We start from the raw sequence: 23,035 nt of genomic DNA on the forward strand, positions 1-23,035 counted from the left end.
CGTGAGTGCCGATCACGCAGCCGTCACCCGCCTCGTGGAGGACTTCCTCGCCGCCTTCGTCAGCGGCCCCGACGCCGTCGCGCGGGCCGCGACCCTCCACGACCTGCTTCTGCCGCAGGCCGTGGTCGTACGCACCTGCGGGGAGGAGCCGCAGGTGCTCGACGTCGACTCCTTCGTGGCCCCGCGGGCCGACCTCCTCTCCTCGGGACGCCTCAGCGACTTCCGGGAGTGGCCCACGGAGGTTGCGGTCGAGGTCTTCGGAGACGTCGCCCAGGCCTGGGTCGCCTACGCGAAGTCGTGGCGGGAGGGCGAGATCGAGCACGCCGGCACCGGCGCGAAGTCGGTGCAGGCGGTACGCACGGGCGCCGGGTGGCGGATCAGCGCCGTGGCCTGGGACGACGAGCGGTGAGCTGACCCGCTCGGGCTCCTGGGGCTCCGTTCAGCCCTCGGGGAGGATCGCGTCGAGCTCGATCTCCACGCGCCACCGCGGGTCGAGCAGCCCGGCGACGACGACCATGGTCGAGGCGGGCCGGATGTCGGCGAAGAACTCCCCGTGCACCGCGCCGATGACCTCGCCCTCGGCGGCATCGACGATGTACTGGCGGGTGCGGACGACGTCGTCCGGGGTGCCGCCGAGGTGGGCGAGCGCGACGAGCGCGATCTCCCAGCAGCGGCGGGCCTGCGCGGCAGGGTCGGGGTCGACCTCGCCGTCGGGCCAGACCGGCGCCGTCCCGCTGACCGCGACGTGGCGGCCGAGCCGCACCGCGCGGCTGAAGCCGATGGTCTGCTCGTAGGGCGAGCCACTGGAGGCGTGCTGCCGGGTCTCCGCGCTCATGCCGACGCCATCCGCTCACGGCGGCGACGCGAGGCCAGGCCGCGCACCAGCTCCCCGCCGACGAAGCGGGACGCCGCTGTCACCGGGTGCAGCCCGGGCTTGGGCTCGCGCCCGGCACCCATGCGGCCGATCTGGGTCTCGTACCACTCCGACTCCCCCGCCACGCCGGCCACGGTCGGCAGGGCGTAGCGCGGCAGGGTGATGCCGTCCTCGCCGGCCAGCAGGCGACGGGTGAGGTCGGGGTCGAGGGCCAGCGGGCGGCCGAGGCCGATCACGTCGACGCCGCCGTCGGCCAACAGGTCGACCATCGCCGCGCGGCTGCGGATGCCGCCGGTCAGCATGAGCGGCACGTTCGCCGCCCGCGACCGCACGCGGCGCGCGAAGCCGGCGAAGTAGGCCTCCTTGACCGAGCCGCCCTCGCGCAGCTCGCCGACCTCACCGAAGAGCGCGGGGTTCTCGTAGGTGCCGCCGGAGATCTCGATGAGGTCGACGCCCTCCTCGACGAGGAAGCCGACGACCTGCTCGGCGTCGTCCTCGGTGAAGCCGCCGTGGCGGAAGTCGGAGGAGTTGAGCTTCACCGCGACGGTGAAGCCCGGGCCGGTGGCGGCACGCGCGGCGCGCACGGCCTCGATGAGCGCGCGTGAGCGACCGCGGACGTCGCCGCCCCACCGGTCGGTGCGCCGGTTCACGTGCGGGGAGAGGAACTGGGCGAGCAGGTAGCCGTGCGCCGCGTGCACCTGGACGCCGTCCAGGCCGGCCTGCTCGCACTGCGCGGCGGCGCGGCCGAAGCCGGCGACGATGTCCTCGATCTCCTCGCTGCGCAGCTCGCGGGGCGCGCCGAAGAGGCCCATCATCCGCACGGCGCCGGCGTCCGCGCTCGGGGCGACCGGGCGGGAGGCGACGAAGCGGTTGGTCTGGCGGCCCGCATGGTTGAGCTGGGCGATCATGGCGCACTCGGCGGCGGCGTCGCGCATGCGGCGCAGGGCGTCGATGTCGAGGTGGCGGTCGGCGACGATGTTGCGGCTGCGCTCGAGGTAGCGGCGGTCGAGCAGAAGGTTGCCGGTGATCAGCAGGCCGCCCGACGCGCCCGCGGCCCAGCGCCGGTAGAGGCGCTCGTGGGCCACGGTGGGCTGGTTGTCGGCGTCGGCGAGGTTCTCGGTCATCGGCGCCTTGGCGATGCGGTGCGGGAGCACGAGCCCGCTGGGCAGGGTGAGGGGTGAGGTCAGCTCGGCCACGATGCGAAACCTAGCCGTACGGTGGAACGCATGGACGCCGCCCTCCCTGGTCTGTTGTCCGTCGCCCTGGTGCTGGGCACCGTGTCGGTGCTCCTGGCCCGCGCGATCGAGGCTGACCGGCTGCCTCGCAACCGGCTCGTCGGCATCCGCACGCGAGACACCCTGCGTTCGGACGCCGCCTGGCTCGCGGGGCACCGCGCGGCCGCAGCCACGTTGCGTCAGAGCGGAGCCGCCGCTCTGGTGCTCACCGCGCTCGGCATCGTCGTCCGCGTCGCCGGGCCGGTCGGCCCCGGGGTCGCGCTCGTCGGGGCGGCCGCGCTCGTGGGCCTCTGCGGTCTCCTCGTCGCCACGCTGAAGGCGGTGGGCGCTGCGCGACGCGTGCCCTAGGGGCACGCCATGTCACCGCGCACGATCGTCCGCGTCCTTCTCGGCTCGGCCATGGTGTTCGCGGGGGTCGCGCACCTGACGTTCCTGCGCTCGGACTTCGACGCCCAGGTGCCCTCCTGGTTCCCGTTGCCGGAGACGTTCACTGTCGTCGCCTCCGGCGTCGTCGAGATCGCGCTGGGCGCCGCGTTCGCGCTGTGGCACGCCCGCCGACGCGAGGTCGGGCTGATGCTCGCCGTCTTCTATGTCGTCATCTTCCCGGGCAACATCGGCCAATACGTCGAGGGCGTCAGCGCCTTCGGTCTCGACACCGACGCGGCCCGCTACCAGCGGCTGTTCTTCCAGCCGGTGCTGGTGCTGCTCGCGCTCTGGGGCGGGGAGTCGCTGCGCCCCGCGGACGGCGTCCCTCGGTGGCCGTGGGAGAAGCATCCGCGCGCCGTCGTCGGCGGCGTCGTCGTCCTGCTGCTGGGTGCCGCCCTCCTGGCGCCGCTGTGGCGATGAGCGCGCGACCCAGCCCGGCCGCGCTCGCCTGGCGCGATGCCGGACGCCGCCTGCAGGTCGGCCCGCATGAAGTCTTCGTGGCCTCCAGCATCGACGCCGGCACCGGCACGCCCGTGCTCGCGCTGCACGGCTACCCGGGATCCTCCTTCGATCTCGCGGGCGTGCTGCCGCACCTGGGCCGCCCCTGGCTCGCGCCCGATCTCCTCGGCTACGGGTTCTCCGACAAGCCGCTCGACGCCTCGTACTCGCTGTTCGAGCAGGCCGACCTCGTCGAGCAGGTGGTGGCGCAGACGGGTGTCGACCGCGTCGTCCTGCTCGCGCACGACATGGGCACCACGGTCGCCTCCGAGCTGCTGGCCCGGCAGTCGGAGGGACGCCTCGGGTTCGTCGTCGAGCAGGTGTTCCTCACCAACGGCTCGATCTTCATCGATCTTGCGCAGCTCTCCCGCGGCCAGCGCCTCGGGCTCCGGATCGGCCCCCGGGTGCTGCCGTTCCCGATGCCCACCCCGATGCTGCGCCGCAGCCTGCGCGAGTCGATCGCCCCCGGCACCGCCGTCTCCCCCGCCGCCCTCGACGACCTCGTCGCACTCATCCAACTGGGCGGCGGCGCCCGCGTCATCGTCCAGCAGCTCACCTACCTCCTGGAGCGCCGCGCCCACCAGCCGCGCTTCACCGCCGGCCTCGTCGACTTCCCCGGACCCCTCACCGCCATCTGGGGACTGCTCGACCCGATCGCCGTCCCCACGATGCCGCGCCACCTGCGCTACCTGCGCCCCGCCACCGAGATCGTCGAACTGGACGGCGTCGGCCACTGGCCCCCGATCGAGGCACCCGAGCGGGTGGCTGCGGAGATCCGGGCGCGGCTCTGAGGCCCCTGCGTGCATCTACGCTGAGCTCATGGCGGTCCACCTGCGACAGGCCCATCCACTCGAGGCCTACCTCACGGGCGATGACCTCATCGAGGTCGACCATCCCGAGATCCTGACCGTCGGCGCACGACTCCGAGGCGAGCACTCCGATGACCGTGACTTCGCGGCCGCTGCCTTCGCCTGGGTCCGAGACGAAGTCGCACATTCCCTCGACGTCCAGGACCCGAGGGTGACGCTGCGCGCTACCGACGTGCTTCGCGAACGGGTGGGACTCTGCTACGCCAAGTCGGTGCTGCTGGCTGCGATCCTGCGGGGCCAAGGCATCGCCACGGCTTTGTGCTTTCAACGTCTCGCCGACGGCGCAGGGGGATACGCCGTCCACGGGCTGGTCGCCGTGCATCTGGACGGCGCGTGGCATCGGCAGGACCCGCGGGGCAACAAGCCGGGCGTCGCGGCAGCCTTCAGCCTCGAGCGGGAAGTGCTCGCGTTCGAGGTCGATCCGGATGCCGGGGAGGCGGACTACCCCGACCTCCATGCCACCGTGCCCAGAGAGATCGTCTCCGCCCTCGCCCACTGCACCGACATCCTGAGCTGCGTGCTCCCGGACTCCCTCGAGTGATGCCTGTGCTTCGGGCAGCACGACGGGCCTGAGCCCCGGGTGGGATTCAGGCTGTCGTGGTGAGGGGTCTGCTGATGGTGGTGGTGCCGGTGGGGGTGCGGAGGTACTGCTGGCCGTGGGGGCTGGTCCACCGGTAGCTGCCCGGCGGTCCGCTCGTACTCGTATAGGTCCAGCCGTGGTGGGTCTTCACACGGTGGTGATGCCTGCAGAGCGCGGCGAGGTTGTCTGTGCTGGTGCTTCCGCCTTCGTCCCACGGGACGATGTGGTCGATGTCGGCGCTGCGGGCGGGCCTGGTGCAGTGGGGGAAGACGCAGGTGACGTCTCGCAAGATCACCTGTTCCCGGAGCAGGGTGGGGATCTCGTAGGACTCGCCGCTGCGGTGCTCAGCCATGTCGAGCACCGGTCGCACGACGAGTTGGGTGTCGGGGTCGGTGCACCAGGACCGGAGGGTGTCGAGGTCGATCGCGGTGCGGGTGTTCTCGACCCGAGCCACCGACCCGAACGGGTTCTGGCCGGGTGCGTGGCTGATGTGGACGTAGAGCTGGAGGGTCCGCTTGGACCGCGCCGGCGGCTCCACCTCGCCAGCCGCGTCGAAGGTCAACGAGGCTTCGCGGCGTGCGAGTTCGCCGAGGGCCATGGCCCGGCGTGCGTCGAGGGATTCGGTACAGCCGAGGTCTTTGAGTTGGGCGGCGACGGCGGCGAGGGCGTCTTCGAGGTCGAGCGCGTCGGCGAGGTCGAGGGCGCCTTCGATGTCGACACGTCCGTGGAAGTCGACGTGGCGGGAGTAGATGGTGATGTGCCGCTTGTCGTCGGCCGCTTCCCGCCTGGCCTTGAGGAGCTCGGGGTCGGCTTCTGCTTCAGCGGCTTTGACGGTCTGCTCGATGCCGCGTCCGCCGATGGAGTGCGCGAACGACGCCAACCGCTGGTCGACCAGCTCGACGGCCTCGGGTGAGAGCAGCCGGGTGGCTTGGGCGATCTTCCGGGCACGCCACACCGGAACCTCACCGGCCTCGACACGCTTCCAGCACCGCGGCAGACGGGCAGCGAGTTCCAATGCGTCGCCGATGTAGTAATGCCCGGCATCGGTGGACAGCCCGATCGCGGCAGCGAACTCATCGATGCAGAACTCCGCCACCAGGGGCGCACCCTGGCCGGCGATCGCCAACTCGCGTTCGGTGCCCGGAACGCAGGCGCTGTCCCACTCATCAGCCGCGGGGTGGGCGAGTGCCCAGCGTGCGGCGGCGATGAAGACCTCGCGACCGTGGGCCTCCTCAGCGGCACGCGCATCGCGTGCGTGCACCAGGAGGGACCGCGGGTCACGCGGGTCCAGTTCTTCCTGGTGCGGGGTGGTGGAGGCCATGCCTCAGCCTACTCGAACTGGTGTTCGAAAGCAAGGTCCTGAGCGACTGAATGTCGCGGGTTTCGGCTGCTGTCCGGCTTGCTGGGCTTCGAGGCCCTCGCCTAGGGGCTCGGGCACCTCAGCCACCGGACGGGAGCCGTAGATCGTCCCTGCTGTGGGCGGTCGTCTTGCGGGGTCTCGCGGCTCGGCGCCGGGGCGCCTCGCACCTCGACCACCGGAGGGCGCCTCGCACCTCGACCACCGGAAGCGATCGGTGGTCGAGGTGCGAGCGCATGCGAGCCGCGAGACCCCCGCACCCGAGAGGCAGCCGGAACCCCCACCCGCGTAGCCAGCGCCTTTCCACCGAAGCGAACGGCGACCCGACAGGCGACAGCGCCCACCCACCCGAGTAGCCAGCGCCTCTCAACGCGACGCCGACGGCGACCCGACAGGCGACAGCGCCCACCCGCCCGCATAGCCAGCGCCTCTCAACCCAACGCAGCCGGCGACCCGAACACCGAGCGCAACCCGGCACCGCCCTAGCCAGCGCCTTTCACACGAAACGAATGCGGCAGCCGGGAGCAGACACCGAGCAACGACGACGCCCCCACCGACGCCCCCACCTCACCGGAGCGACCCGACTACTCCGTCTCACCCTCGCTCGACGCTGCGTCGTCCGCTTGCACCTTCGCCGCGAGACTCCGCAGCAGTTCCGCGCGCCGCGGCAGATCCATCTCCTCGACCGCGTCCGCGACGCCGTGGGCGACGCCGGTGCGGATCACCAGGTAGAGCACGGCGAAGGAGACCACGAGCAGCAGCAGTTCGGTCATGACCGCACCCTAGTGATCGCGCGGCTCCCCGCGCCGGATCACCGGCCGCCCGACACGTCCAGGTGCGCGCCGGTCGTGTAGGACGCCTCGGGCCCGAGCAGCCAGGCGATCGCGGCCGCCACCTCCTCGGGCTGCGCGGCCCGCTGCATCGGGATCGCCGACGCCATCCGCTCGACCCGACCGACCTGCCCGTTGCGGTCGTGGATCTCGGTGTCGATGAGCCCCAATCGCACGCTGTTGACCCGCACGCCGAGATGCGCGGTCTCCTTCGCGAGACCGGTCGTGATCGTGTCGACGGCCGCCTTGGACGCCGCGTAGTCGACGTACTCCCCCGGCGATCCGAGCACCGCGGCCTTCGACGACACGTTGACGATCGAACCGCCCGGGCCGCCGCGATCGGTGGCCATGAGCCGCACCGCCTCGCGACAGCACACCAGCAAGCCCACGACGTTGACGTCGAACACGCGACGGATCCGGGCCGTCTCCAGATCGACCACCGGACCCGTGGGCGCGACGATGCCGGCGTTGTTGACCAGCCCTCGCAGGGGTCCTGCGCCCGACGGCAGGGTCGCGAAGAGGTCGACGATCGCGTCGTCGTCGCCGAGATCGAGCTGCCGCGCCTCGGCCAGCGCGCCGGCGGCGCGGCAGTCGGCGACCACCGCCGCCGCTGCCTCGGCGTCCTCCCGGTAGGTGAGGACGACGTCCCACCCCTCGCGAGCGAGTCGGCGGGCCGTCGCGGCCCCGACACCGCGGGAGCCGCCGGTGACCAGGGCCAGATCGCGCGTCATGCACGCGACGCTAGTCGCCCCGGCCCCGGACCGTGCGAGGGTGGCCCGATGAGGCTGCGCGTGATCGGGGCCGGGCTGCCGCGTACCGGGACGACGTCCCTGCGCGAGGGGCTCCCCCTCCTGCTCGGTGGGCCGGTCCACCACATGAGCGAGGTGTTCGCACACCCCGAGCTCGCCGGCGGCTGGGCCCGCGCCCTCGACGGCGAGCCGCCGCCGTGGGAGACCCTCCTCGGCGGCTACGTCGGCGCCGTCGACGTACCCGCCGCCATGTGTTGGCGCGAGCTGGCCGCCGCCTACCCCGATGCCCTCATCGTCCTCTCACACCGCGAGGACGCCGCGACCTGGCACCGCAGCATGGCCGCGACCGTCCTCCCGCGGACGCGCGAGATGCTGGCGCGCCCGGACGATCCGGTGACGCCCGTCTTCGAGCGGATGTTCCACGGCCTGGTCCCCGACCTCGACGATCTCGACGACCCCGCCAGGGCGGCCGCCGCCTACCGACGATGGAACGACACCGTCATGGCCGAGGCCCCCAGCGACCGGCTTCTGGTCTGGCAGCCGACCGACGGGTGGGAGCCGCTGTGCCGGGCCCTCGACCTCCCGGTGCCCGACGTCCCGTTCCCGCACCTCAACTCCACCGCCGACCATCGAGCTCGACACCGGGATCGGGAGGTCCGGGACGCTGCGCGCCGGGCGGAGGCGGACCCACCGCCCTGACCGGAACGTCACGCACCGAGCCCGATTCCGACCCCTCGGCCCGTCTGTTGTAGTGTTCACGCGCTGCCCTCACCGGCAGCTTCGGGCTGTGGCGCAGCTTGGTAGCGCACTTGACTGGGGGTCAAGGGGTCGCAGGTTCAAATCCTGTCAGCCCGACCGAACCGAACCGGGTCTGATCAGCGGATAACCGCAGGTCAGGCCCGGTTTTCTGTGCCTCGCTCCGAGCCTGGCTTCACGCCACCGACCACCGATCGTGGGGCGGATATGGGGTCGACGTGGGGCACCACGACCACCACCGCGCGTCAGCCCACGAACACCGCGACGGCTTCGGCGGTGAACACCACCCGGTACGGAAGCGCGCTCAAGCTGGCAGCACCCACCTCGATCCCTCGTCGGCGCGCCGCCTCGGCGAGTTCGGCCCACGGGTGAGCCGCAGGATCGGCCGGGTCGTCGGCCCGCACTACGGCCAACACCTCGACGACCTCATCGAGCGGTCTGGCTCCGGACCCCCACGATTCAGTGCCGTCCCTGATGCCGGGCCCTCCCGGCCGCCTCCAGACTTCGACGGTGCCCACTCCCGAACCCCCCACCCAGCCGCTCCCCGACTCCCCCAGCCGGCCGGTGGGCCGCCCCGACAGCCGAGGCCGTCGTGCGCTGTCCCACCCGATCACCGTCGCCGCGATCACGGCCAGCCTGTGCGCCGTCCTGAGCGCCGATCCGGTCGCGGCCGCAGCCTCCCGGCTCCTCACCGGTGCCGACGTCAAGGACGGATCGCTGACCGGCAAGGACGTCAAGGACCGCTCGATCACGAGTGCCGATCTCTCCCCCGATGTGGTCGTGAGCGGTCCGGCCGGACCCGAAGGACCCGCCGGCCCCGAGGGAGCAGCGGGCGCGCAGGGCCCGGAAGGTCCGGCCGGACCCGTCGGTCCGCGGGGCCTGAGCACGTGGGACACCATCCCGTCGGGGATGACCGTCACCGGCGGCACGATCCTCAACTTTGTCAACGATCCGGACGGCGCCACCCAACTGTGGGGGTTCGACCTCCCCGGCCTCGCTCCGGTGGCCCTGACCTCCTCCATGGTCAACCTCGCGCCGACGACCGCGGCCGACAGCTCCGACGCCGACCGCACCTGCACCGGATCGGCCGCGCGCCCGACCGCGCCCGCCGGGAAGGTCTGCGTCTACATCGAGGCCCCGCCCCACCAGTTCAGCTTCCTCGACGTCTCGCCGCTCTACGCCGACGGCGGGAACGACCAGCGGCGCCACTTCCAGGTGATCGGCTACTCCCGATCGAAGATCCAGGGGTACGCCGATCTCGGCTGGGCCTACACGGCGCCGTGAGGCGCGCTACACCAGCCCCCGCAGCACCTCGAGGACGCCGACACCCGGCCCGCCAGCGCGCAGCCGAGCCGCCGCGACGACCTCCGGCTGCGCACCCTCGACGGCGTAGGAGAGGTCGGCGACCCGGAGCATCTCGAGGTCGTTGAGGTGGTCGCCGAAGGCCATCGTCTGCCGCGGCGCGACCCCGAGCACGTCCTGGAGCCGCCGCAGCGCTGCGCCCTTGTTGACGCCCGTGGCCATGACGTCGACCCACACGGCACCCGACCGGACGACGTCCGCGCGTCCGGTCACCGGGGCCAACGCCTCCTCGGCCAGCGCCACGACCCCGCCGAGATCGGCGACGGCCACCTTGATGACGCGGTCGTCGACCGATCGCAGGTCCTCGACCCGGGTGAGCGCCGAGTAGTAGTGCTGCACCTGGTCGAGCAGCGGCCCGTCGGGGCAGTCGGTGTAGGCCATCTCGGGGGTGCACAGCACGATCGCGGTCGACCGCGCGTCACGATCGGCGTACCGCCGCACGCCGTCGACGACGTCGGCGACCACGTCCTGCGGCACCTGTGCCACCAGGATCTGCTCACCACGATGCACCACGCACGCGCCGTTGTCGGCGATGAGCGTCGGGCCGCCCTCCTGCCACGGCAGGACGCCGTCGAAGAGCCGCGCCACCGATGGTGCGGAGCGACCGCTCGCCGGCACGAACAGGACGCCGTCCGCGTGCAACCGGGCCGCGAGCTCGCCCAGCTCCGCCGGGACGCCGCCGTCGGCGTCCAGCAGGGTGCCGTCCAGGTCGCTCGCGATGAGCCGCACGACGCCGCCGGCCGCGGCATCGGGGGTCATGGACGACGGACTCAACGCCGCGAGGCGACGGTCAGGCCGAGCGCGACGCCGAACCCGGCCAGCAACGACCCGACGAACGACCAGCCCCGGCTGGTGTCGCCCGACTCCCCGACGTGGCCCATGCCGGCCAGGGCGACGTAGGCGCCGACGATGACCATGAGGGTCGCGAGGGCGTAGCCCAGGACCGATCCGCGTGTCATGACCGCGACCCTAACGGGCAGGACGCGAACGCCCGCCCGAGGCTCAGACGAGGCGGGGCGGCAGCACGAACTCGACGGCGCTCAGCTCGCGCTCCAACGCGGCGTGCAGCACGGCCCACGGGACGACGCTGGTCGGCGGCAGCACGCGCTTGGTCGAACTCCAGCCGCTGCTGGAGGCCACCCAGTCGCTCTCGATGACGATGCGGCCGTCGGTGAGCAGGTGGTAGAGGTTGCGCCGCGGGTACGTCGGCCCGTGCGGGTCCTCGGCGAGCACCCATCCGTCGGCGATCACCTCGCGGGTCTCGGTACGCCACATCGTCACGCGCACATGCTCCTTGCCGCCGAGCGGCACCGCATGGGTCTGCCGGTACCGGAACAGGCCCACGGCCTGCTCGCCGGTGACCCGGAGCTCCTGGAGCACCACGCGGGTCGCCGCAGCGCGGCCGTGCACGAGCTGCTGGAGCAGGTCGAAGGTGAGCGGCGGGGCCTCGGCCAGCTCGGCCAGGCGGGCCTGACGCTCCTCCTCCAGCCGCCGGGCCTCGCGGGCGGCCTCGCACGCCTCGCAGATCGCGATGCCGTCGTCGTCGCGACGCAGATGGTCGCCGCAGAGGGGGCTCGCGCACTCCGAGCACACGCCGACCGCGAAGATGTGGCAGGCGCACAGCGGCAGCCCGGTCACCGCGGCGTCGTCCTGGTAGCGGTGTCCGCAGAGCCCGGTGACCGGGCGTGCCGGCCCGTTCGGGAAGCGCGGGTCGAGCGGTTCGAGGCCCTGCACCACGTCGGATTCGCAGGCGAACCAGTTCGGACCGATCGGACGACGTCGCGCACCGCCGCATCTGGGACACGTCATGGCGGGAGTGTGCCGGAGAGCGCCGCTTCGAGGGGGCCGAAAGCACCCGAAGGCCGCCGAGGGATCGACCGGTCTAGCATGCGCGCCGAACCACGCCCAGCATGCGGGACGCCGATGTGACCGGCTCCACTCCCGCTCGTTGACCCGGCATGCGCAGATGGATGACGGGGCTGGTGACCGCCGGACTGGTCGGGACGATCGCCTGGAGCGGCGCCCCGGCGTCCGCTCAATGGCAGGACTTCCGCGGCCTCGACGGTGAGTCGTTCACCATCGTCGACTCCCCCGCCAGCGATCCGATCAGCCTGCGCCAGAGCGACTACCGACGCCTCATGGCGATCCCCTCGACCGACACCGGCTACCGCCCGCCGATGGAGGAGACCCCCGACGAGCTGGCCTGCCCGGCGTCCCGCTGTAAGGACGTCGTGATCCCGGTGCCGGAGACGGTGCGCATCAGCAACCCGACGGTGCGCATCTACTACCCCACCGGCTACCGCAAGCCCGCCAACCGCACCAAGCGCTACCCGGTCGTCTACCTCTACCCGGGGGCTCGGTCGCCGTACACGCGGTGGAGCACCATCCTCGACCTACGCGGCATCACCCGGCGGATCCCGGCGATCTTCGTGATGCCCGAGGGCGGTGTCGGCAAGGACGCCGGCATGTTCAGCGACTGGGTCGACGGCACCTGGCAGTACGAGACCTACCACGTCGACTACCTCGCGCCGTGGATCGCGGCCCACACCCGCTCGCTCCCCGGGGCGACCGGTGGCGTCGGCGCCTCGGCCGGTGGCCTGGGGGCGCTCAACTACGCGGCGCGGCACCCCGGATTCCTCCAGGGCGTGCTCTCGATCTCCGGTGTGGCCGACACCGCGATCCTCACCAGCAACGCGCTGCCTGAGCAGATCACCCCGCTCATCGGCATCAGCCCGCCCGACCTCACCCGGGTCTGGGGCAACCGGGTGCTCGACGCCGCGAACTGGGACGCCCACAACCCCGCGAAGAACGCTGCTGCGCTGAAGGACGTCGCCCTGTTCATCGCCTGCGGCACCGGCTACGCCAGCAACGAGACGCCGACCGGCGACCCGATCCACACGCCGTTCCAGGAGATGCTGCTGTGGACCTCCCACCGCACCTTCCTCCAGGCCCTGGTGCAGGCCGGGGTCTCCTACGAGGCGCGCATCCGCCAGGGCGGCACGCACTACTGGAACTACTTCGCCGCGCAACTGCGCTGGGGCCTGCCGAAGCTGGTCAACGCGCTCTACGCCAAGGCCGGAGCCACCCCGCCGTACCCCTTCTGACCCAGGGCTGACCCGGGGCTGACCCGGCCCGGCGGACGCAGGGAACCCGGGCGCGGATGCGGTGGACGACGGCATCGCCGTCCACCGCATCCGGTGGCACCGGTACTCCCGGTCAGGCCGGCAGGGCGTCGCAGACGGCCTGCGGCACCCCGGCGTCGCACAGCGGCTGGAGCACGCTCGAGCTGCCCGGGTCGGTCGTGCCGCCGCTGCCCGAGCCGTCGCCCGAACCGGCGTCGGCCTGGCAGGTCTTCAGGTCGGACTTCGCCGTCTTCGCAGCGGCCTTGTCCTTCTTCAGCTTCTTCTTGTCCGAGGCGACCTTGGCCTTCGCCGACTTCTTCGCCGAGCCGGTGGCCTTCTTCGCAGCGGCCTTGTCCTTCTTCAACTGCTTCTTGTCGGCCGCGACCTTCGCCTTGGCGTCCTGGTACTTCTGCTTCTCGGCCGAGCAGGTGCCGGCCTTCGCCGAGGCGGCGGGGGACGCCGACGCGGTGGACGCCGTCGCCGAGGAGGGGACGCCGACCAGGCCGGCGCCGAGGAGCGCGACCAGGGTGGCCGCCACGAGGAGCTTGATGAGAGAACGCATGAGGTGACCCACATTCCGTTGATCGATGACTGGTCGGATGGACGTCCGCGCGATCAACGAGGTCGGTGACGGGAGGCGACGGGCCCTCAGCCAGTCCTCAGCGAAGATTCACCCGCCGTTTCGCGAGCGGGCCGTCAGGCGCCCGAAACGGCATCAGTCCTCGGCACGACGCCGTTCGAGCAGCACGGTGTCGCGCCAGACTCCATCGAGGCGAGCGATCCGCGGGCGCACCGCGAGCGTGCGGAATCCCGCCGCGTGGTGCAGCGCGAGCGAGGCCCTGTTCTCGGGGAAGATCGAGGTCTGCAGCGTCCACAGCCCGCGCTGATCGGCCTCGGTGACCTGGCGGTGCAGCAGCGCGCGCCCGACTCCGCGACCGCGCGCCTCCTCCGCGACGTACACGCTGGTCTCCCCCACCCCGGCGTAACAGGCCCGCGCCGAGACCGGCGCGATCGCCGCCCAGCCGAGCACGCGGACGCCGTCGGGACCGTCGGTCTCGGCGACCCAGCGGTGGTCGGGCAGCCAGCGCTCGGCGATCCTGTCGGCATCGGGCACCTCGGTCTCGAAGGTGGCGTTGCGGGTGGCGATGCCCTGGGCATAGATCTCCCGCACCCGTTCGAGGTCGCCCGCCTCCATGGGGCGGGTGCGCACATCGGCGGGAAGGTCGGAGGGACAGCACGGCGCGGTCGTCAAGGTGCCCATGACGACGTCGGCGGCGTGCGGCAGGCCGGTGCAGCATGCCGCGTTGATGCTGACGACCGAGGACGTGCCGACCTTGTCGACCTCGACGAAGCCCACCTCGGCCAGGCGGCGCACGTGATGGGACGCCGTCGATTGGCTGATGCCGAGGCTCTCGGCGAGATCGCCGACCCGCAGGTGGCCGGCGGGGGCCGTGGAGACCGCGTGCAGCAGCCGGACGCGGGTGGCATCGGCGAGGGTGGCGAACCACTCGGCGTAGGTGGCAGCCGCTTCCGGATCGAGGGGGGCGACGGCGGTCGGGACGGACGTCATGCGATCACTCTAGCAATCCATCGATAGCGATCGATTGATTTCATCGGCGTGGATCGATAGAGTCCCCACCGCTTCATCGATTTCCATCGATCTATCCTCAGGAGTTGCCTGGTGACCGCCACCCGCCCCACCTCGGACCACCCGCTCGTGATCGTCGGCGCAGGGCCTATCGGGCTCGCAGCCGCGGCCCACGCCGTCGAGCGCGGCGTGCCGACCGTCGTCGTCGAAGCCGGCCCGACCCCAGGTGCGGCCGTCGCCGCATGGGGCCACGTGCGCCTGTTCTCGGCCTGGTCCGAGCTCGTCGATCCCGCCGCCGCGCGCCTCCTCGCGTCGCACCGCTGGACGGCACCCGACCCGACGACCTACCCGACCGGGGGCGAGTGGGTGGAGCGCTACCTCATGCCCCTCGCGGCGGCCCTCGCCGACGCCGGTGTGACCCTCCGCCTCGGTCACCGCGTCGTCGGCCTCGCCCGGCACGGACGCGACCGGCTCGTGGCGCTCGACCGCGCGACTCTGCCGTTCGTCGTGCATCTCGACGGGCCGACGGGCGCGGAGCGACTGCTCGCCGGCGCCGTGATCGACGCCTCGGGCACCTACGACTCACCGCAGCCGCTGGGAGGCGACGGCTACCCCGCGCTCGGCGAACTCGCGCACACCGACCGCATCGCCTACGGCATCCCCGATCTCGGGGATCCGGCCGTGCGTGCCCGCTACGCCGGCCGTCACGTCGCCGTCGCCGGCAGCGGTGCCTCGGCCCAGAACGTGCTCGTGGCCCTCGCCGGGCTAGCTGCCGAGGAACCCGCCACCCGCGTCACCTGGCTCGTACGGCGTCCGAGCGTCGACGGCGCCTTCGGTGGCGGCGACGCCGACGAACTCGCCGAGCGGGGTGCACTCGGACGCCGCGCCGAGCGTGCGGTCACCGGCGGGACGACCGAGGTCGTGACCTCCTTCCGCACCCGAGCGATCGAGGACGACGGCCACGGACGGCTCCGGCTCCGCTCCTTCCCCGAAGCTCACGAGCAGTTGGACGCCCCCGGCCGCGTCATCGACGGCGTCGACCGCATCGTCGCCGTCACCGGGTTCGCTCCCGACCACAGCTGGTTGCGCCAGGTCCACCTCGACCTCGACGGAGAGCTCGACGCGCCGCGCTCGCTCGCGCCGGAGATCCACCCCGCCCACCACTCCTGCGGATCGGTGAGCCCGCATGGGGCCGACCTGCTGCGCCAGCCGGAGGGCGGGCTCTACCTCGCCGGCATGAAGTCCTACGGCCGCGCGCCGTCGTTCCTCGCCCTCACCGGCTTCGAGCAGGTGCGCAGCATCGTTGCGGAGATCGCCGGCGACCACGAGGCCGCGGCCCGCGTCGAGCTCACCCTCCCCGACACCGGCGTGTGCGGCGGTTCCGGCCTCTTCGACGGCGCCCCTGCCGCCGGCGGCTGCTGCGGCACCGCCCCCGCGCCGGAGCTGCTTCACATCGGCACCGCGCCGGGCGCCTGACGACCCGGCAGCCGCACCGACTACTCCCAGCGCAGCGAGGCGCCCAGTGCGTCCAGATCGGCCTGGGTCGTGCCCTGCCCGCCCTGGATGGTGACGAAGACACCGTCGTGGACGTCGCTGACGAACGCGCCGTCGGCCTTGTCGTCGCCGGCGGTCCAGCCGGCGTAGTCCGACGCTCGTCGCCAGACGATGTCGGCCACGGCTCCGTCGGGGCCGCTCAGCTCCTGCTTGTCGTCGACGATCTCCGGCGACAGCGTCCAGCCGGGGACGTCGATGCTCACACGCTGTCCCTGATTGACCGGGGCGATCAGCGGGGAGTCGGCGCGGATCGCGATGGTGAGACCACCCCGCTGAAGCCGCGGATCGTCGAACCCAGCGCCCCAGAAGTCGTTGATCGCATCGGCCGGACCGGTGAGCACGACGGCCCATCCCTCGCCGGAACCCTCGAGCGTGTTCCGCTGCTGGATCGCGTACTCGCTGGGCAGGGCGCAGGTCGGTCGCCCGAGATCGGGGTCGATCGGCCCCTCGCCGCAGCGGACGACGGTGCCGGTGATGCCCCCGCCGAAGTCGTAGGTGCGCCCCTCGTAGTAGCCCTGTCGCTGCGGGGTCGGCGACGTGCTCGCAGCGTCGGACGCCGTCTCAGACGCCGGGTCGACGGCCCGGGGGCCCGAGCCGCTGCCGAGCACCCCCACGGCCACGGCGGTGACGGCGGCGACCGCGAGGCCCGCTCCGGCGCCGGCCATCCGGCGGCGGCGGCGGATGCGGGTGCCGTCGCGCAGGGCACCGCCCACCAGACGGTCGAGGTCGGGCCCGGCGTCGCCGACCGAGCGGCGCATGAGCTCCTGCAGTTGCGTCTGATCGTTCATCACACGATCCCTTCGAGGTCGGAGACGAGCGGTCGGAGCCGCTCGAGGGCCCGCTTGGCGCGGGTACGGACGGCGGTCTCGGTGATCCCGAGATCGCGGGCGGTCTGTTCGGTGCTGCGGTCCTCCCAGTAGCGGGCGACGAGCACGGCACGATCGGTCGGCGAGAGCTGCGCGAGCGCGTCGAACAGCGTCATCCGCACGCTGGGGTCGTCGTGCGCCCCCGTGCCCGGGCCGGCGGCACGCTCGGTGAGGGTCTCGCCGATGTCGGCGATCCGACCGGTCGTCTCCCCCGACCGGCGCAGCCGCTTCTGGGAGAGGAAGGTGTTGGTGAGGATGGTGCGGGTGTAGGCGACCGGGTTGCCGGCCCGCTGCACCCGACGCCAGGAGGCGAAGACCCGGGCATAGGTGGCCTGGGTGAGGTCCTCGGCGAGATGGTGGTCGCCGGTCAGCAGCAGTGCCGACCGGTGGAGCTGCGGCGCCGTGGCATGCACGAACGCGACGAACTCCTCCGTCGTCCCCGAGATGGCGCTGGTGCGGTCATCGGTGCTCACACCCTCCTGACTCCCCCACCGGCGCTCGCGTGACACACGCGCGAGGGTCGGCGAGGGTCGGCGAGGTCACCGCACAGCGCCGGAGTCGGGTGCGACCTGCAACGAGGAGGTGTCGACGGCGACGAAGGCCGACGCCGGGATCGTCTTGAGGTCGGCGATCAACTGCTCGGGCCAGTGGGCGTTGCGCTCGCCCTGGAAGAACCACGGCGATCCGTTGTCGGCCAGCACCAGTCCGTAGGTCTGCATCGCCGCGACGACCCGCTGCGCCTCCACCCCGAGCCCCGAGGCGTCGAAGGACGCGCGGAGCCGGAACCGCGCCCCCATCGGCGGATAGGCCAGCGAGTCCTGGGAGCCGGCGTCATGGCGCGCAGGCCAGAGGTGGCGGCGACTCGTGACGTCGGTGGTGAAGCGGATCGCGTGGTCGATGGTGTCGTCGCGCACCTCCGACCAGCGCAGCAGCCCGGGCAGGATCGGCAGGCCGGCGGCGTCCGCGGAGGTCCAGCCGTCCGGTCGCAGGTCGCTCGAGCGCAGATCCCACACCGCCCCCGAGCCGGCCCGCCAACCTCCGCCGGTCCTGCGGGTCGCGTAGGTCTCGTAGAGCCGGCACGCCGTCCGGTCGACGACGATGGCGTGCCGGTCGCCGTTGGAGGCGCGACCGCCCTCGATCCGGGTATCGCGACCCAGCGGGTAGCGCACGCGGTCGCTCTCCTCGGCGTAGTCGAAATGCACCCGCACCCGCGGATGGGAGGAGGTGACCACGGTGATCGGGATGCCGTAGTCCGGACCGTCGCCGTAGGACGACCCGAAGTCCGGGTGCAGATCGCGGTCGGTCGACATGTGCGAGAGCCAGTCGGCGCTGCGCGGATGCACCGGCAGACCGCTCACATCGGCATGCCACCAGTCGTCGGCCGGGAACACCGGACAGGAGGCGAGCGGCGCACGGGACGACGCCGTCCCGCTTCCGACGCTCCCGTCAGAAGCCCGGGGCACGCCGGTCGCCGCCGACGCGGCGAGCGTCATCACCACGCCCGCCACCACGCCGGCCGCGACACCGTGGGCCCTCATGCCCTGCACCCTCATGCCCTGCTCCCTCCGCTCCGTCCGACCGGTGTAGCACGACCGGACGCCGACCGGCGGGGATTCGGGGCGGGGAGAGACCGGGGTGAGACCTCAGCGCTTGCGCTTCTCCCGCGGCCGCTGCTGGAGCACGATCGGGGTGCCGACGAAGCCGAACTCCTCGCGCAGGCGCCGCTCGATGAAGCGCTCGTAGCCGGCGTCGAGCTTGCCGGAGGTGAAGAGGATGAACACCGGCGGCGCGGTGGAGGCCTGGGTGCCGAAGAGGATCTTCGGCTGCTTGCCCGACCGCACGGGATGCGGGTGCTCGGCGACCAGGCGGCCGAGGAAGCCGTTGAGGGCACCGGTGGAGATGCGGGTCTCCCAGCCCTCCAGCGCCCGCTCGATGGCCGGCACGAGACGGTCGATGTGCCACCCGGTGCGCGCGGTGATGTTGATGCGCGGCGCCCACTGCACCTGCACGAGGTCGCGCTCGATCTCGCGCTCGAGGTAGTAGCGGCGCTCCTCGTCGACGAGGTCCCACTTGTTGAAGGCGATCACCAGCGCACGGCCCGACTCGCGCACCATCTGGATGATGCGCTGGTCCTGCTCGCTGATCGACTGGCCGCCGTCGACGACCAGCACGGCCACCTCGGCGCGGTCGATCGCGGTGCTCGTGCGCAGCGACGCGTAGTACTCGTGGCCCGAGGCCTCCTTGACCCGCTTGCGGATGCCGGCGGTGTCGATGAAGCGCCACACCTTGCCGCCGAGCTCGACGAGCTCGTCGACGGGGTCGACGGTGGTGCCGGCGACGTTGTCGACGACGACCCGCTCGGAGCCGGCCAGCTTGTTGAGCAGCGAGGACTTGCCGACGTTCGGGCGCCCGACGATCGCGATGCGACGCGGGCCGCCGACCTCCTCGCCCAACCGCTCCGGCGGCGGCTCGGGCAGCGCGGCGAGGATGGCGTCGAGCATGTCGCCCGAGCCGCGACCGTGCAGCGCCGAGACCGGCCACGGCTCGCCGAGACCGAGGTTCCACAGGCCGTACGCCTCGGCCTCGGTGCGGGCGTCGTCGACCTTGTTGGCCGCGAGCACCACGGGCTTGCCCGACTTGCGCAGGATGCGGACGACGGCCTCGTCGGCGTCGGTGATGCCGACCGTGGCGTCGACGACGAACAGGACGGCGTCGGCGAGGGTGACGGCCACCTCGGCCTGGGCCGCGATCGCGTGCGCGAGACCGCGGGCGTCGGGGTCCCAGCCGCCGGTGTCGACCACGGTGAAGGCGCGGCCGTTCCAGGTGGCGTCGTAGGAGACGCGGTCGCGGGTGACGCCGGGGATGTCCTGCACGACCGCCTCACGGCGTCCGATGATGCGGTTGACCAGCGTGGACTTGCCGACGTTGGGGCGACCGACGACCGCGAGCACCGGCACCGGTCCCGTCGTCCCCTCGCCGTCGGCGTCGAGGTCGTACTCGGGGAAGTCGGTCATGATGCTCCTTGCTCGGCGACCCCGGGCGTGGGGTCTGGATCGGTGTCGCCCGGCGGCAGGGGGCCGGGCAGGTCGCGGCCCAGAGCCGCGATCGAGGCGTCGAGATGGCCCCGTAGGTGGTCTCGCAGCAACGCCGTGGTGACGGCCACCTGTTCCCGGGTGCGGGGCCAGGGCTGGGGCGTCACCGCGATCGGTGCTCCGAGCACGATATCGAGGCGAGCGCGTTTCGGTGGCAACGACGACTTCGCCCCGCCCGGCAGGCGGGTGCCGAACATCGCCACCGGGACGACGGGGGCGCCGCTCACCAGGGCCAGGTACGCCGCCCCGCGGTGGAACCGCCGCAGCTCGCCGTCCCCGCGGGTGCCCTCGGGGAAGATGCCCACGACCCCGCCGTCGCGCAGCACCCGCAGGCACTCCTTGACCGCCCGCGGGTCGGTCTGCGAACGGTCGAGACGGATCTGTCCGGCGTGGGTGAGGAAGCGGCCGGCCCGGCCCTCGAACATCTCGGCCTTGGTGAGCGCATGCACCGGCCGCGGGGCGAAGATCGCGAGCAGCGGGCCGTCGATGACACCGATGTGGTTGCTGGCCAGGATCGCCCCGCCGGTGCGCGGCAGGTGCTCGGCGCCGTGCACGACGACGTGCCAGCGACGGCGGATCAGCCAGCGACTGATCGGCCGCAGCGGGTGCAGCAGGTGGCGGTACGGGTGAGGGACGTTGTCGCTGCGAGGCGGCTCGCGGTGGACCGCGCCCGCGCTCATGCGCCCGCCGTCATGCCGTGGCCTCCACCGCCTCCGCGAGCGCCACGACACGGTCGATGACCTGCTCGAGCGTGTACGGAGTGGTGTCGATGTGCACCGCGCCCTCGGCCATCGTCAGCGGCGCGGTGGCGCGACCGGAGTCGATGCGGTCGCGGTCGAGCAGCGAGGCCTGGGTGGCCGCGACCGCTGCGGCGTCCTGCTCGCCCTGCTCGGCGGCGCGACGGGCGGCACGGGCGGCGGGATCGGCGGTCAGGTAGAGCTTCACCGGTGCCTCGGGGGCCACCACCGAGCCGATGTCGCGACCCTCGACGACGATGCCCGGGCCCTGCACGGCCTCGGCGATGATCGCCCGCTGCAGCTCCAGCAGCCGGCTGCGGACGGCGGGCACGGTGCTGACCGGGGAGACCGCGTCGGTCACCCGCTGGGTGCGGATCGCCTCGCCGACGTCGACGCCGTCGACGTGGATGGTGGGCGCGAGCGGGTCGGTGCCCGAGACGATGGCGGGCTCGGTGGCGCGGGCGGCGACGGCGTCCGCGTCGTGCACGTCGACGCCGTGCTCGAGCATGAACCAGGTCATCGCCCGGAACATCGCGCCCGTGTCGAGGTAGGCGAGACCCAGGCGGGACGCCGCACCGCGGCAGGTGCTGGACTTGCCGGAGCCCGAGGTGCCGTCGACGGCGATCACGAGGCCGGAGTGGCCGTGGTGGCCGGGGTGGCCGGAGCCGGACGGGACGGGGGCGGCGGTACTCACGGGCCCGCAGCCTACCGGTGAGTCACCCACCCGCGGGATTCCAGCGAACCGAGCAGGTGGTCGGCCGAGGTCTCGGCCACGACCAACTCGACCAGACCCACCGGACGGCCCGGATCGTGGTCGATGCGGACGTCCTCGATGTTGACCCCGGCCTCGCCGGCGTCGGCGAAGAGCCTCGCCAGCTCGCCCGGATGGTCGGGCACCGAGACGAACACCGTGCGGGTGGGGCGCACCGGTCCGCCGTGCTTGCCGGGGATCGCCCGGGTGCCGGCCACGCCCTCGGCGAGCAGCGCCTCGAGCACCTCGCGGTCGCCGACGGCCAACGCGCCGATGACCTCCTCCAGCCGTGCCCGCACCTCGGCCAGCAGGTCGAGGACGGCGCCGGCGTTGGCGCTGACGATCTGCCCGTAGAGCGTCGGGTCTCCCCCGGCGACCCGGGTCACGTCGCGCACGCCCTGCCCCGACAGCGCCAGGTGGTCGCCCGGCGCGTCGGCCAGGCGCCCGGCCACCAGCGCGGCCATCAGGTGCGGCACGTGTGAGATGCGCGCGACGGCGCGGTCGTGCTCCCCGGGCTCCAGCACGACCGGGACGGCGCCGCACCGCTCGGCCAGAGCCGTGACCAGCGCGACGGCGTCCGGGCGTGCGTCGGTGTGGGGTGAGATCGCCCAGGGGCGGCCATCGAAGAGGGCCGCGGAGGCGGCGAGCGGCCCGGAGCGCTCCGAGCCGGCCATCGGGTGCCCGCCGACGTAGCGGTCGACCTCGGGATGCCCGGTGAGCTCGACGAGCGGGCGGGTCTTGACCGACCCGACGTCGGTGACGACCGCATCGGTGCCTGCGGTGGCCTCGAGCGCGTCGCTGATCACCGCGCCGAGCAGGTCGGGCGGGACGGCGACGACGACGAGTTGCGGGCGGTCCTCGGCGGTGCGCGGACGACCCGCGCCGAGCCCGGACGCCGTCCGCACGTGCTCGGAGGAGACGTCGGTGAGCAGCACCTCGACACCCGCACGGGCGAGGGCGAGCCCGACGGAGGTGCCCAGCAGGCCGGTGCCGACCACCTCGACCGGACCGGTCAGCACCTCACTCACCGGCGTCGGGGACCGCCCGCACCCGGGTGAGGTCGCTGCGCAGCGCGGCGGCGCCGTGCAGGTAGACGTGGGTGATCTCCGATCGCGGCAGGTCGGTCTCGACGTGCGCCATCATCCGCACCACCCGCGGCATCGAGCCCTCGATCTCCAGCTCGCGCGCGCAGATCAACGGCACCTCGCCGAAACCGAGCTGACGGGCGGCATAGGCCGGGAACTCGGCGACGAGGTCGGAGGTCGCGGTGAAGATGACGGAGATGAAGTCCTCGACGTCCAGCCCGTTGGAGGTCATCACGTCGGTGACCATCTCGGTCACCCGGTCGAGCATCTGCTCCCGGGTGTCGACCTCGAGCTGAGTCGCTCCTCGCACTGCCCTGACTGCCACGGCGCCACCCTAACGAGCCGGACGCCGTCCCCCGACGTCGATCTCACCGGCGGGTGCGTGTGGACGGCATCCTCCACGCGGGCACTCAGTCGCCGATGTAGCCGGTCTCCGGATCGATCGCGGAGAGGAACAGGCGGATGGACTCCTCATGCTCGGCCGCATCGGCGTCGGCGAAGGCACCGCTCGAGGAGAATCCGTAGCCCGGGTTGGGCCCGGACACCCAGTCGTAGTGCGTTCCGCCGTACTGGCCGGGGCCGACGCGGAAGGTCTCGTCGTCCACCTGCATCTCGACACCGGCGCCACCCGTTCGGCCGGGTGCATGCATGGTGGTCGGCTCGTCGTCCATGGGGGCGACGCTAGGCACGTGGACGCCGGGGTG

General features: G+C 72.6%; 29 protein-coding genes and 1 tRNA gene. 10 read left to right on the forward strand and 20 right to left on the reverse strand.

The window, feature by feature from the left end:
- The first annotated feature begins 1 nt into the window (after position 1).
- On the forward strand, positions 2–409 hold the full coding sequence (locus tag ABD671_RS18740; RefSeq protein WP_344734971.1) for a DUF4440 domain-containing protein: 408 nt from the start codon (positions 2–4) through the stop codon (positions 407–409).
- A 30-nt stretch (positions 410–439) separates the two neighbouring features.
- On the opposite strand, the gene ABD671_RS18745 is transcribed toward ABD671_RS18740, so the two are convergent.
- Positions 440–835, reverse strand: coding sequence for a RidA family protein (locus ABD671_RS18745; RefSeq protein WP_344734972.1), 396 nt, complete (start codon positions 833–835; stop codon positions 440–442).
- Positions 832–2,070, reverse strand: a complete 1,239-nt coding sequence (locus tag ABD671_RS18750) for an NADH:flavin oxidoreductase/NADH oxidase family protein (RefSeq protein ID WP_344734973.1) — start codon at positions 2,068–2,070, stop codon at positions 832–834. The genes ABD671_RS18745 and ABD671_RS18750 overlap by 4 nt, the downstream gene beginning before the upstream one ends.
- 30 nt (positions 2,071–2,100) lie before the next feature.
- Here ABD671_RS18750 and ABD671_RS18755 point away from each other — a divergent pair, with 30 nt between their 5' ends.
- Genes ABD671_RS18755 through ABD671_RS18770 form a run of 4 tightly spaced genes read left to right on the forward strand, consistent with a single transcriptional unit; the run spans position 2,101 to position 4,443 of the window.
- The gene (locus ABD671_RS18755; protein ID WP_344734974.1) at positions 2,101–2,457 is read left to right on the forward strand and encodes an SdpI family protein; all 357 of its coding nucleotides are present in this window, start codon (positions 2,101–2,103) and stop codon (positions 2,455–2,457) included.
- 9 nt (positions 2,458–2,466) lie between these two features.
- On the forward strand, positions 2,467–2,955 hold the full coding sequence (locus ABD671_RS18760; protein WP_344734975.1) for a DoxX family protein: 489 nt from the start codon (positions 2,467–2,469) through the stop codon (positions 2,953–2,955).
- Complete coding sequence (locus ABD671_RS18765) at positions 2,952–3,824, forward strand: alpha/beta fold hydrolase (protein WP_344734976.1); 873 nt, start codon at positions 2,952–2,954, stop codon at positions 3,822–3,824. The genes ABD671_RS18760 and ABD671_RS18765 overlap by 4 nt, the downstream gene beginning before the upstream one ends.
- A 28-nt stretch (positions 3,825–3,852) precedes the next feature.
- Complete coding sequence (locus ABD671_RS18770; RefSeq protein ID WP_344734977.1) at positions 3,853–4,443, forward strand: transglutaminase-like domain-containing protein; 591 nt, start codon at positions 3,853–3,855, stop codon at positions 4,441–4,443.
- A 46-nt stretch (positions 4,444–4,489) separates the two neighbouring features.
- Here ABD671_RS18770 and ABD671_RS18775 read toward each other — a convergent pair whose 3' ends face one another.
- The 3 genes from ABD671_RS18775 to ABD671_RS18785 form a co-directional block, all read right to left on the reverse strand.
- Positions 4,490–5,803, reverse strand: coding sequence for an HNH endonuclease signature motif containing protein (locus tag ABD671_RS18775; RefSeq protein ID WP_344734978.1), 1,314 nt, complete (start codon positions 5,801–5,803; stop codon positions 4,490–4,492).
- Positions 5,804–6,423: 620 nt separating this feature from the next.
- Positions 6,424–6,612 carry a hypothetical protein gene (locus ABD671_RS18780; RefSeq protein WP_344734979.1) on the reverse strand — a complete coding sequence of 63 codons (189 nt, stop codon included), beginning with the start codon at positions 6,610–6,612 and terminating at the stop codon, positions 6,424–6,426.
- Between the two features lie 38 nt (positions 6,613–6,650).
- The gene (locus tag ABD671_RS18785) at positions 6,651–7,400 is read right to left on the reverse strand and encodes an SDR family oxidoreductase (protein ID WP_344734980.1); all 750 of its coding nucleotides are present in this window, start codon (positions 7,398–7,400) and stop codon (positions 6,651–6,653) included.
- Positions 7,401–7,448: 48 nt separating this feature from the next.
- Here ABD671_RS18785 and ABD671_RS18790 point away from each other — a divergent pair, with 48 nt between their 5' ends.
- Both ABD671_RS18790 and ABD671_RS18795 read left to right on the forward strand, forming a co-directional pair.
- Entirely contained in the window at positions 7,449–8,117 is a 669-nt protein-coding gene (locus ABD671_RS18790; protein ID WP_344734982.1) for a sulfotransferase family protein, read from the forward strand.
- Positions 8,118–8,199: 82 nt separating this feature from the next.
- Positions 8,200–8,273 (forward strand) — tRNA-Pro (locus tag ABD671_RS18795).
- A 146-nt stretch (positions 8,274–8,419) separates the two neighbouring features.
- On the opposite strand, the gene ABD671_RS18800 is transcribed toward ABD671_RS18795, so the two are convergent.
- Positions 8,420–8,692: a hypothetical protein gene (locus ABD671_RS18800; RefSeq protein WP_344734983.1), complete on the reverse strand. Its 273-nt coding sequence runs from the start codon at positions 8,690–8,692 to the stop codon at positions 8,420–8,422.
- Here ABD671_RS18800 and ABD671_RS18805 point away from each other — a divergent pair.
- Positions 8,685–9,458 (forward strand): hypothetical protein, encoded by a 774-nt coding sequence (locus ABD671_RS18805; RefSeq protein ID WP_344734984.1) that lies wholly within the window; start codon positions 8,685–8,687, stop codon positions 9,456–9,458. The two genes, ABD671_RS18800 and ABD671_RS18805, sit on opposite strands and share 8 nt — an antisense overlap.
- Before the next feature lie 6 nt (positions 9,459–9,464).
- Here the strand turns inward: ABD671_RS18805 and ABD671_RS18810 are convergent, their stop codons facing one another.
- From ABD671_RS18810 to ABD671_RS18820, 3 genes are read right to left on the reverse strand one after another with little or no spacing between them, the layout of a single operon-like run.
- The gene (locus tag ABD671_RS18810; RefSeq protein ID WP_344734985.1) at positions 9,465–10,295 is read right to left on the reverse strand and encodes an HAD family hydrolase; all 831 of its coding nucleotides are present in this window, start codon (positions 10,293–10,295) and stop codon (positions 9,465–9,467) included.
- An 11-nt stretch (positions 10,296–10,306) separates the two neighbouring features.
- Positions 10,307–10,495 (reverse strand): hypothetical protein, encoded by a 189-nt coding sequence (locus ABD671_RS18815; RefSeq protein WP_344734986.1) that lies wholly within the window; start codon positions 10,493–10,495, stop codon positions 10,307–10,309.
- 43 nt (positions 10,496–10,538) lie between these two features.
- Entirely contained in the window at positions 10,539–11,345 is an 807-nt protein-coding gene (locus ABD671_RS18820) for a hypothetical protein (protein ID WP_344734987.1), read from the reverse strand.
- Between the two features lie 173 nt (positions 11,346–11,518).
- Here ABD671_RS18820 and ABD671_RS18825 point away from each other — a divergent pair, with 173 nt between their 5' ends.
- Positions 11,519–12,640: an alpha/beta hydrolase gene (locus tag ABD671_RS18825; RefSeq protein ID WP_344734988.1), complete on the forward strand. Its 1,122-nt coding sequence runs from the start codon at positions 11,519–11,521 to the stop codon at positions 12,638–12,640.
- A gap of 112 nt (positions 12,641–12,752) precedes the next feature.
- On the opposite strand, the gene ABD671_RS18830 is transcribed toward ABD671_RS18825, so the two are convergent.
- Positions 12,753–13,220, reverse strand: a complete 468-nt coding sequence (locus ABD671_RS18830; RefSeq protein ID WP_344734989.1) for a hypothetical protein — start codon at positions 13,218–13,220, stop codon at positions 12,753–12,755.
- A gap of 153 nt (positions 13,221–13,373) precedes the next feature.
- A complete protein-coding gene (locus ABD671_RS18835; protein ID WP_344734990.1) occupies positions 13,374–14,228 on the reverse strand; it encodes a helix-turn-helix domain-containing GNAT family N-acetyltransferase in 855 nt (284 codons plus the stop codon).
- 111 nt (positions 14,229–14,339) lie between these two features.
- Between ABD671_RS18835 and ABD671_RS18840 the strand changes: the two genes are divergently transcribed.
- On the forward strand, positions 14,340–15,722 hold the full coding sequence (locus ABD671_RS18840) for an FAD-dependent oxidoreductase (RefSeq protein ID WP_344734991.1): 1,383 nt from the start codon (positions 14,340–14,342) through the stop codon (positions 15,720–15,722).
- A gap of 20 nt (positions 15,723–15,742) precedes the next feature.
- On the opposite strand, the gene ABD671_RS18845 is transcribed toward ABD671_RS18840, so the two are convergent.
- The 9 genes from ABD671_RS18845 to ABD671_RS18885 all read right to left on the reverse strand — a co-directional run bounded on the left by ABD671_RS18845 (position 15,743) and on the right by ABD671_RS18885 (position 23,002).
- Entirely contained in the window at positions 15,743–16,588 is an 846-nt protein-coding gene (locus ABD671_RS18845; protein WP_344734992.1) for a hypothetical protein, read from the reverse strand.
- The gene (locus tag ABD671_RS18850) at positions 16,588–17,139 is read right to left on the reverse strand and encodes a SigE family RNA polymerase sigma factor (RefSeq protein ID WP_344734993.1); all 552 of its coding nucleotides are present in this window, start codon (positions 17,137–17,139) and stop codon (positions 16,588–16,590) included. The genes ABD671_RS18845 and ABD671_RS18850 overlap by 1 nt, the downstream gene beginning before the upstream one ends.
- 66 nt (positions 17,140–17,205) lie before the next feature.
- Complete coding sequence (locus tag ABD671_RS18855; protein WP_344734994.1) at positions 17,206–18,204, reverse strand: hypothetical protein; 999 nt, start codon at positions 18,202–18,204, stop codon at positions 17,206–17,208.
- A 105-nt stretch (positions 18,205–18,309) separates the two neighbouring features.
- Positions 18,310–19,680, reverse strand: a complete 1,371-nt coding sequence (der, locus tag ABD671_RS18860; protein WP_344734995.1) for a ribosome biogenesis GTPase Der — start codon at positions 19,678–19,680, stop codon at positions 18,310–18,312.
- The gene (locus ABD671_RS18865) at positions 19,677–20,438 is read right to left on the reverse strand and encodes a lysophospholipid acyltransferase family protein (protein ID WP_344734996.1); all 762 of its coding nucleotides are present in this window, start codon (positions 20,436–20,438) and stop codon (positions 19,677–19,679) included. Before ABD671_RS18865 ends, der begins: the two co-directional genes overlap by 4 nt.
- Positions 20,439–20,448: 10 nt before the next feature.
- The gene (cmk, locus tag ABD671_RS18870; RefSeq protein ID WP_344734997.1) at positions 20,449–21,189 is read right to left on the reverse strand and encodes a (d)CMP kinase; all 741 of its coding nucleotides are present in this window, start codon (positions 21,187–21,189) and stop codon (positions 20,449–20,451) included.
- Between the two features lie 11 nt (positions 21,190–21,200).
- Positions 21,201–22,274 carry a prephenate dehydrogenase gene (locus ABD671_RS18875; protein ID WP_344734998.1) on the reverse strand — a complete coding sequence of 358 codons (1,074 nt, stop codon included), beginning with the start codon at positions 22,272–22,274 and terminating at the stop codon, positions 21,201–21,203.
- Positions 22,267–22,656: a chorismate mutase gene (gene aroH, locus ABD671_RS18880; RefSeq protein WP_344734999.1), complete on the reverse strand. Its 390-nt coding sequence runs from the start codon at positions 22,654–22,656 to the stop codon at positions 22,267–22,269. The genes ABD671_RS18875 and aroH overlap by 8 nt, the downstream gene beginning before the upstream one ends.
- An 85-nt stretch (positions 22,657–22,741) precedes the next feature.
- Positions 22,742–23,002 (reverse strand): hypothetical protein, encoded by a 261-nt coding sequence (locus ABD671_RS18885; RefSeq protein WP_344735000.1) that lies wholly within the window; start codon positions 23,000–23,002, stop codon positions 22,742–22,744.
- Positions 23,003–23,035: the final 33 nt, after the last annotated feature.

Origin of the sequence: Nocardioides fonticola (genome assembly GCF_039536805.1) — a bacterium.
Taxonomy (GTDB): domain Bacteria; phylum Actinomycetota; class Actinomycetes; order Propionibacteriales; family Nocardioidaceae; genus Nocardioides; species Nocardioides fonticola.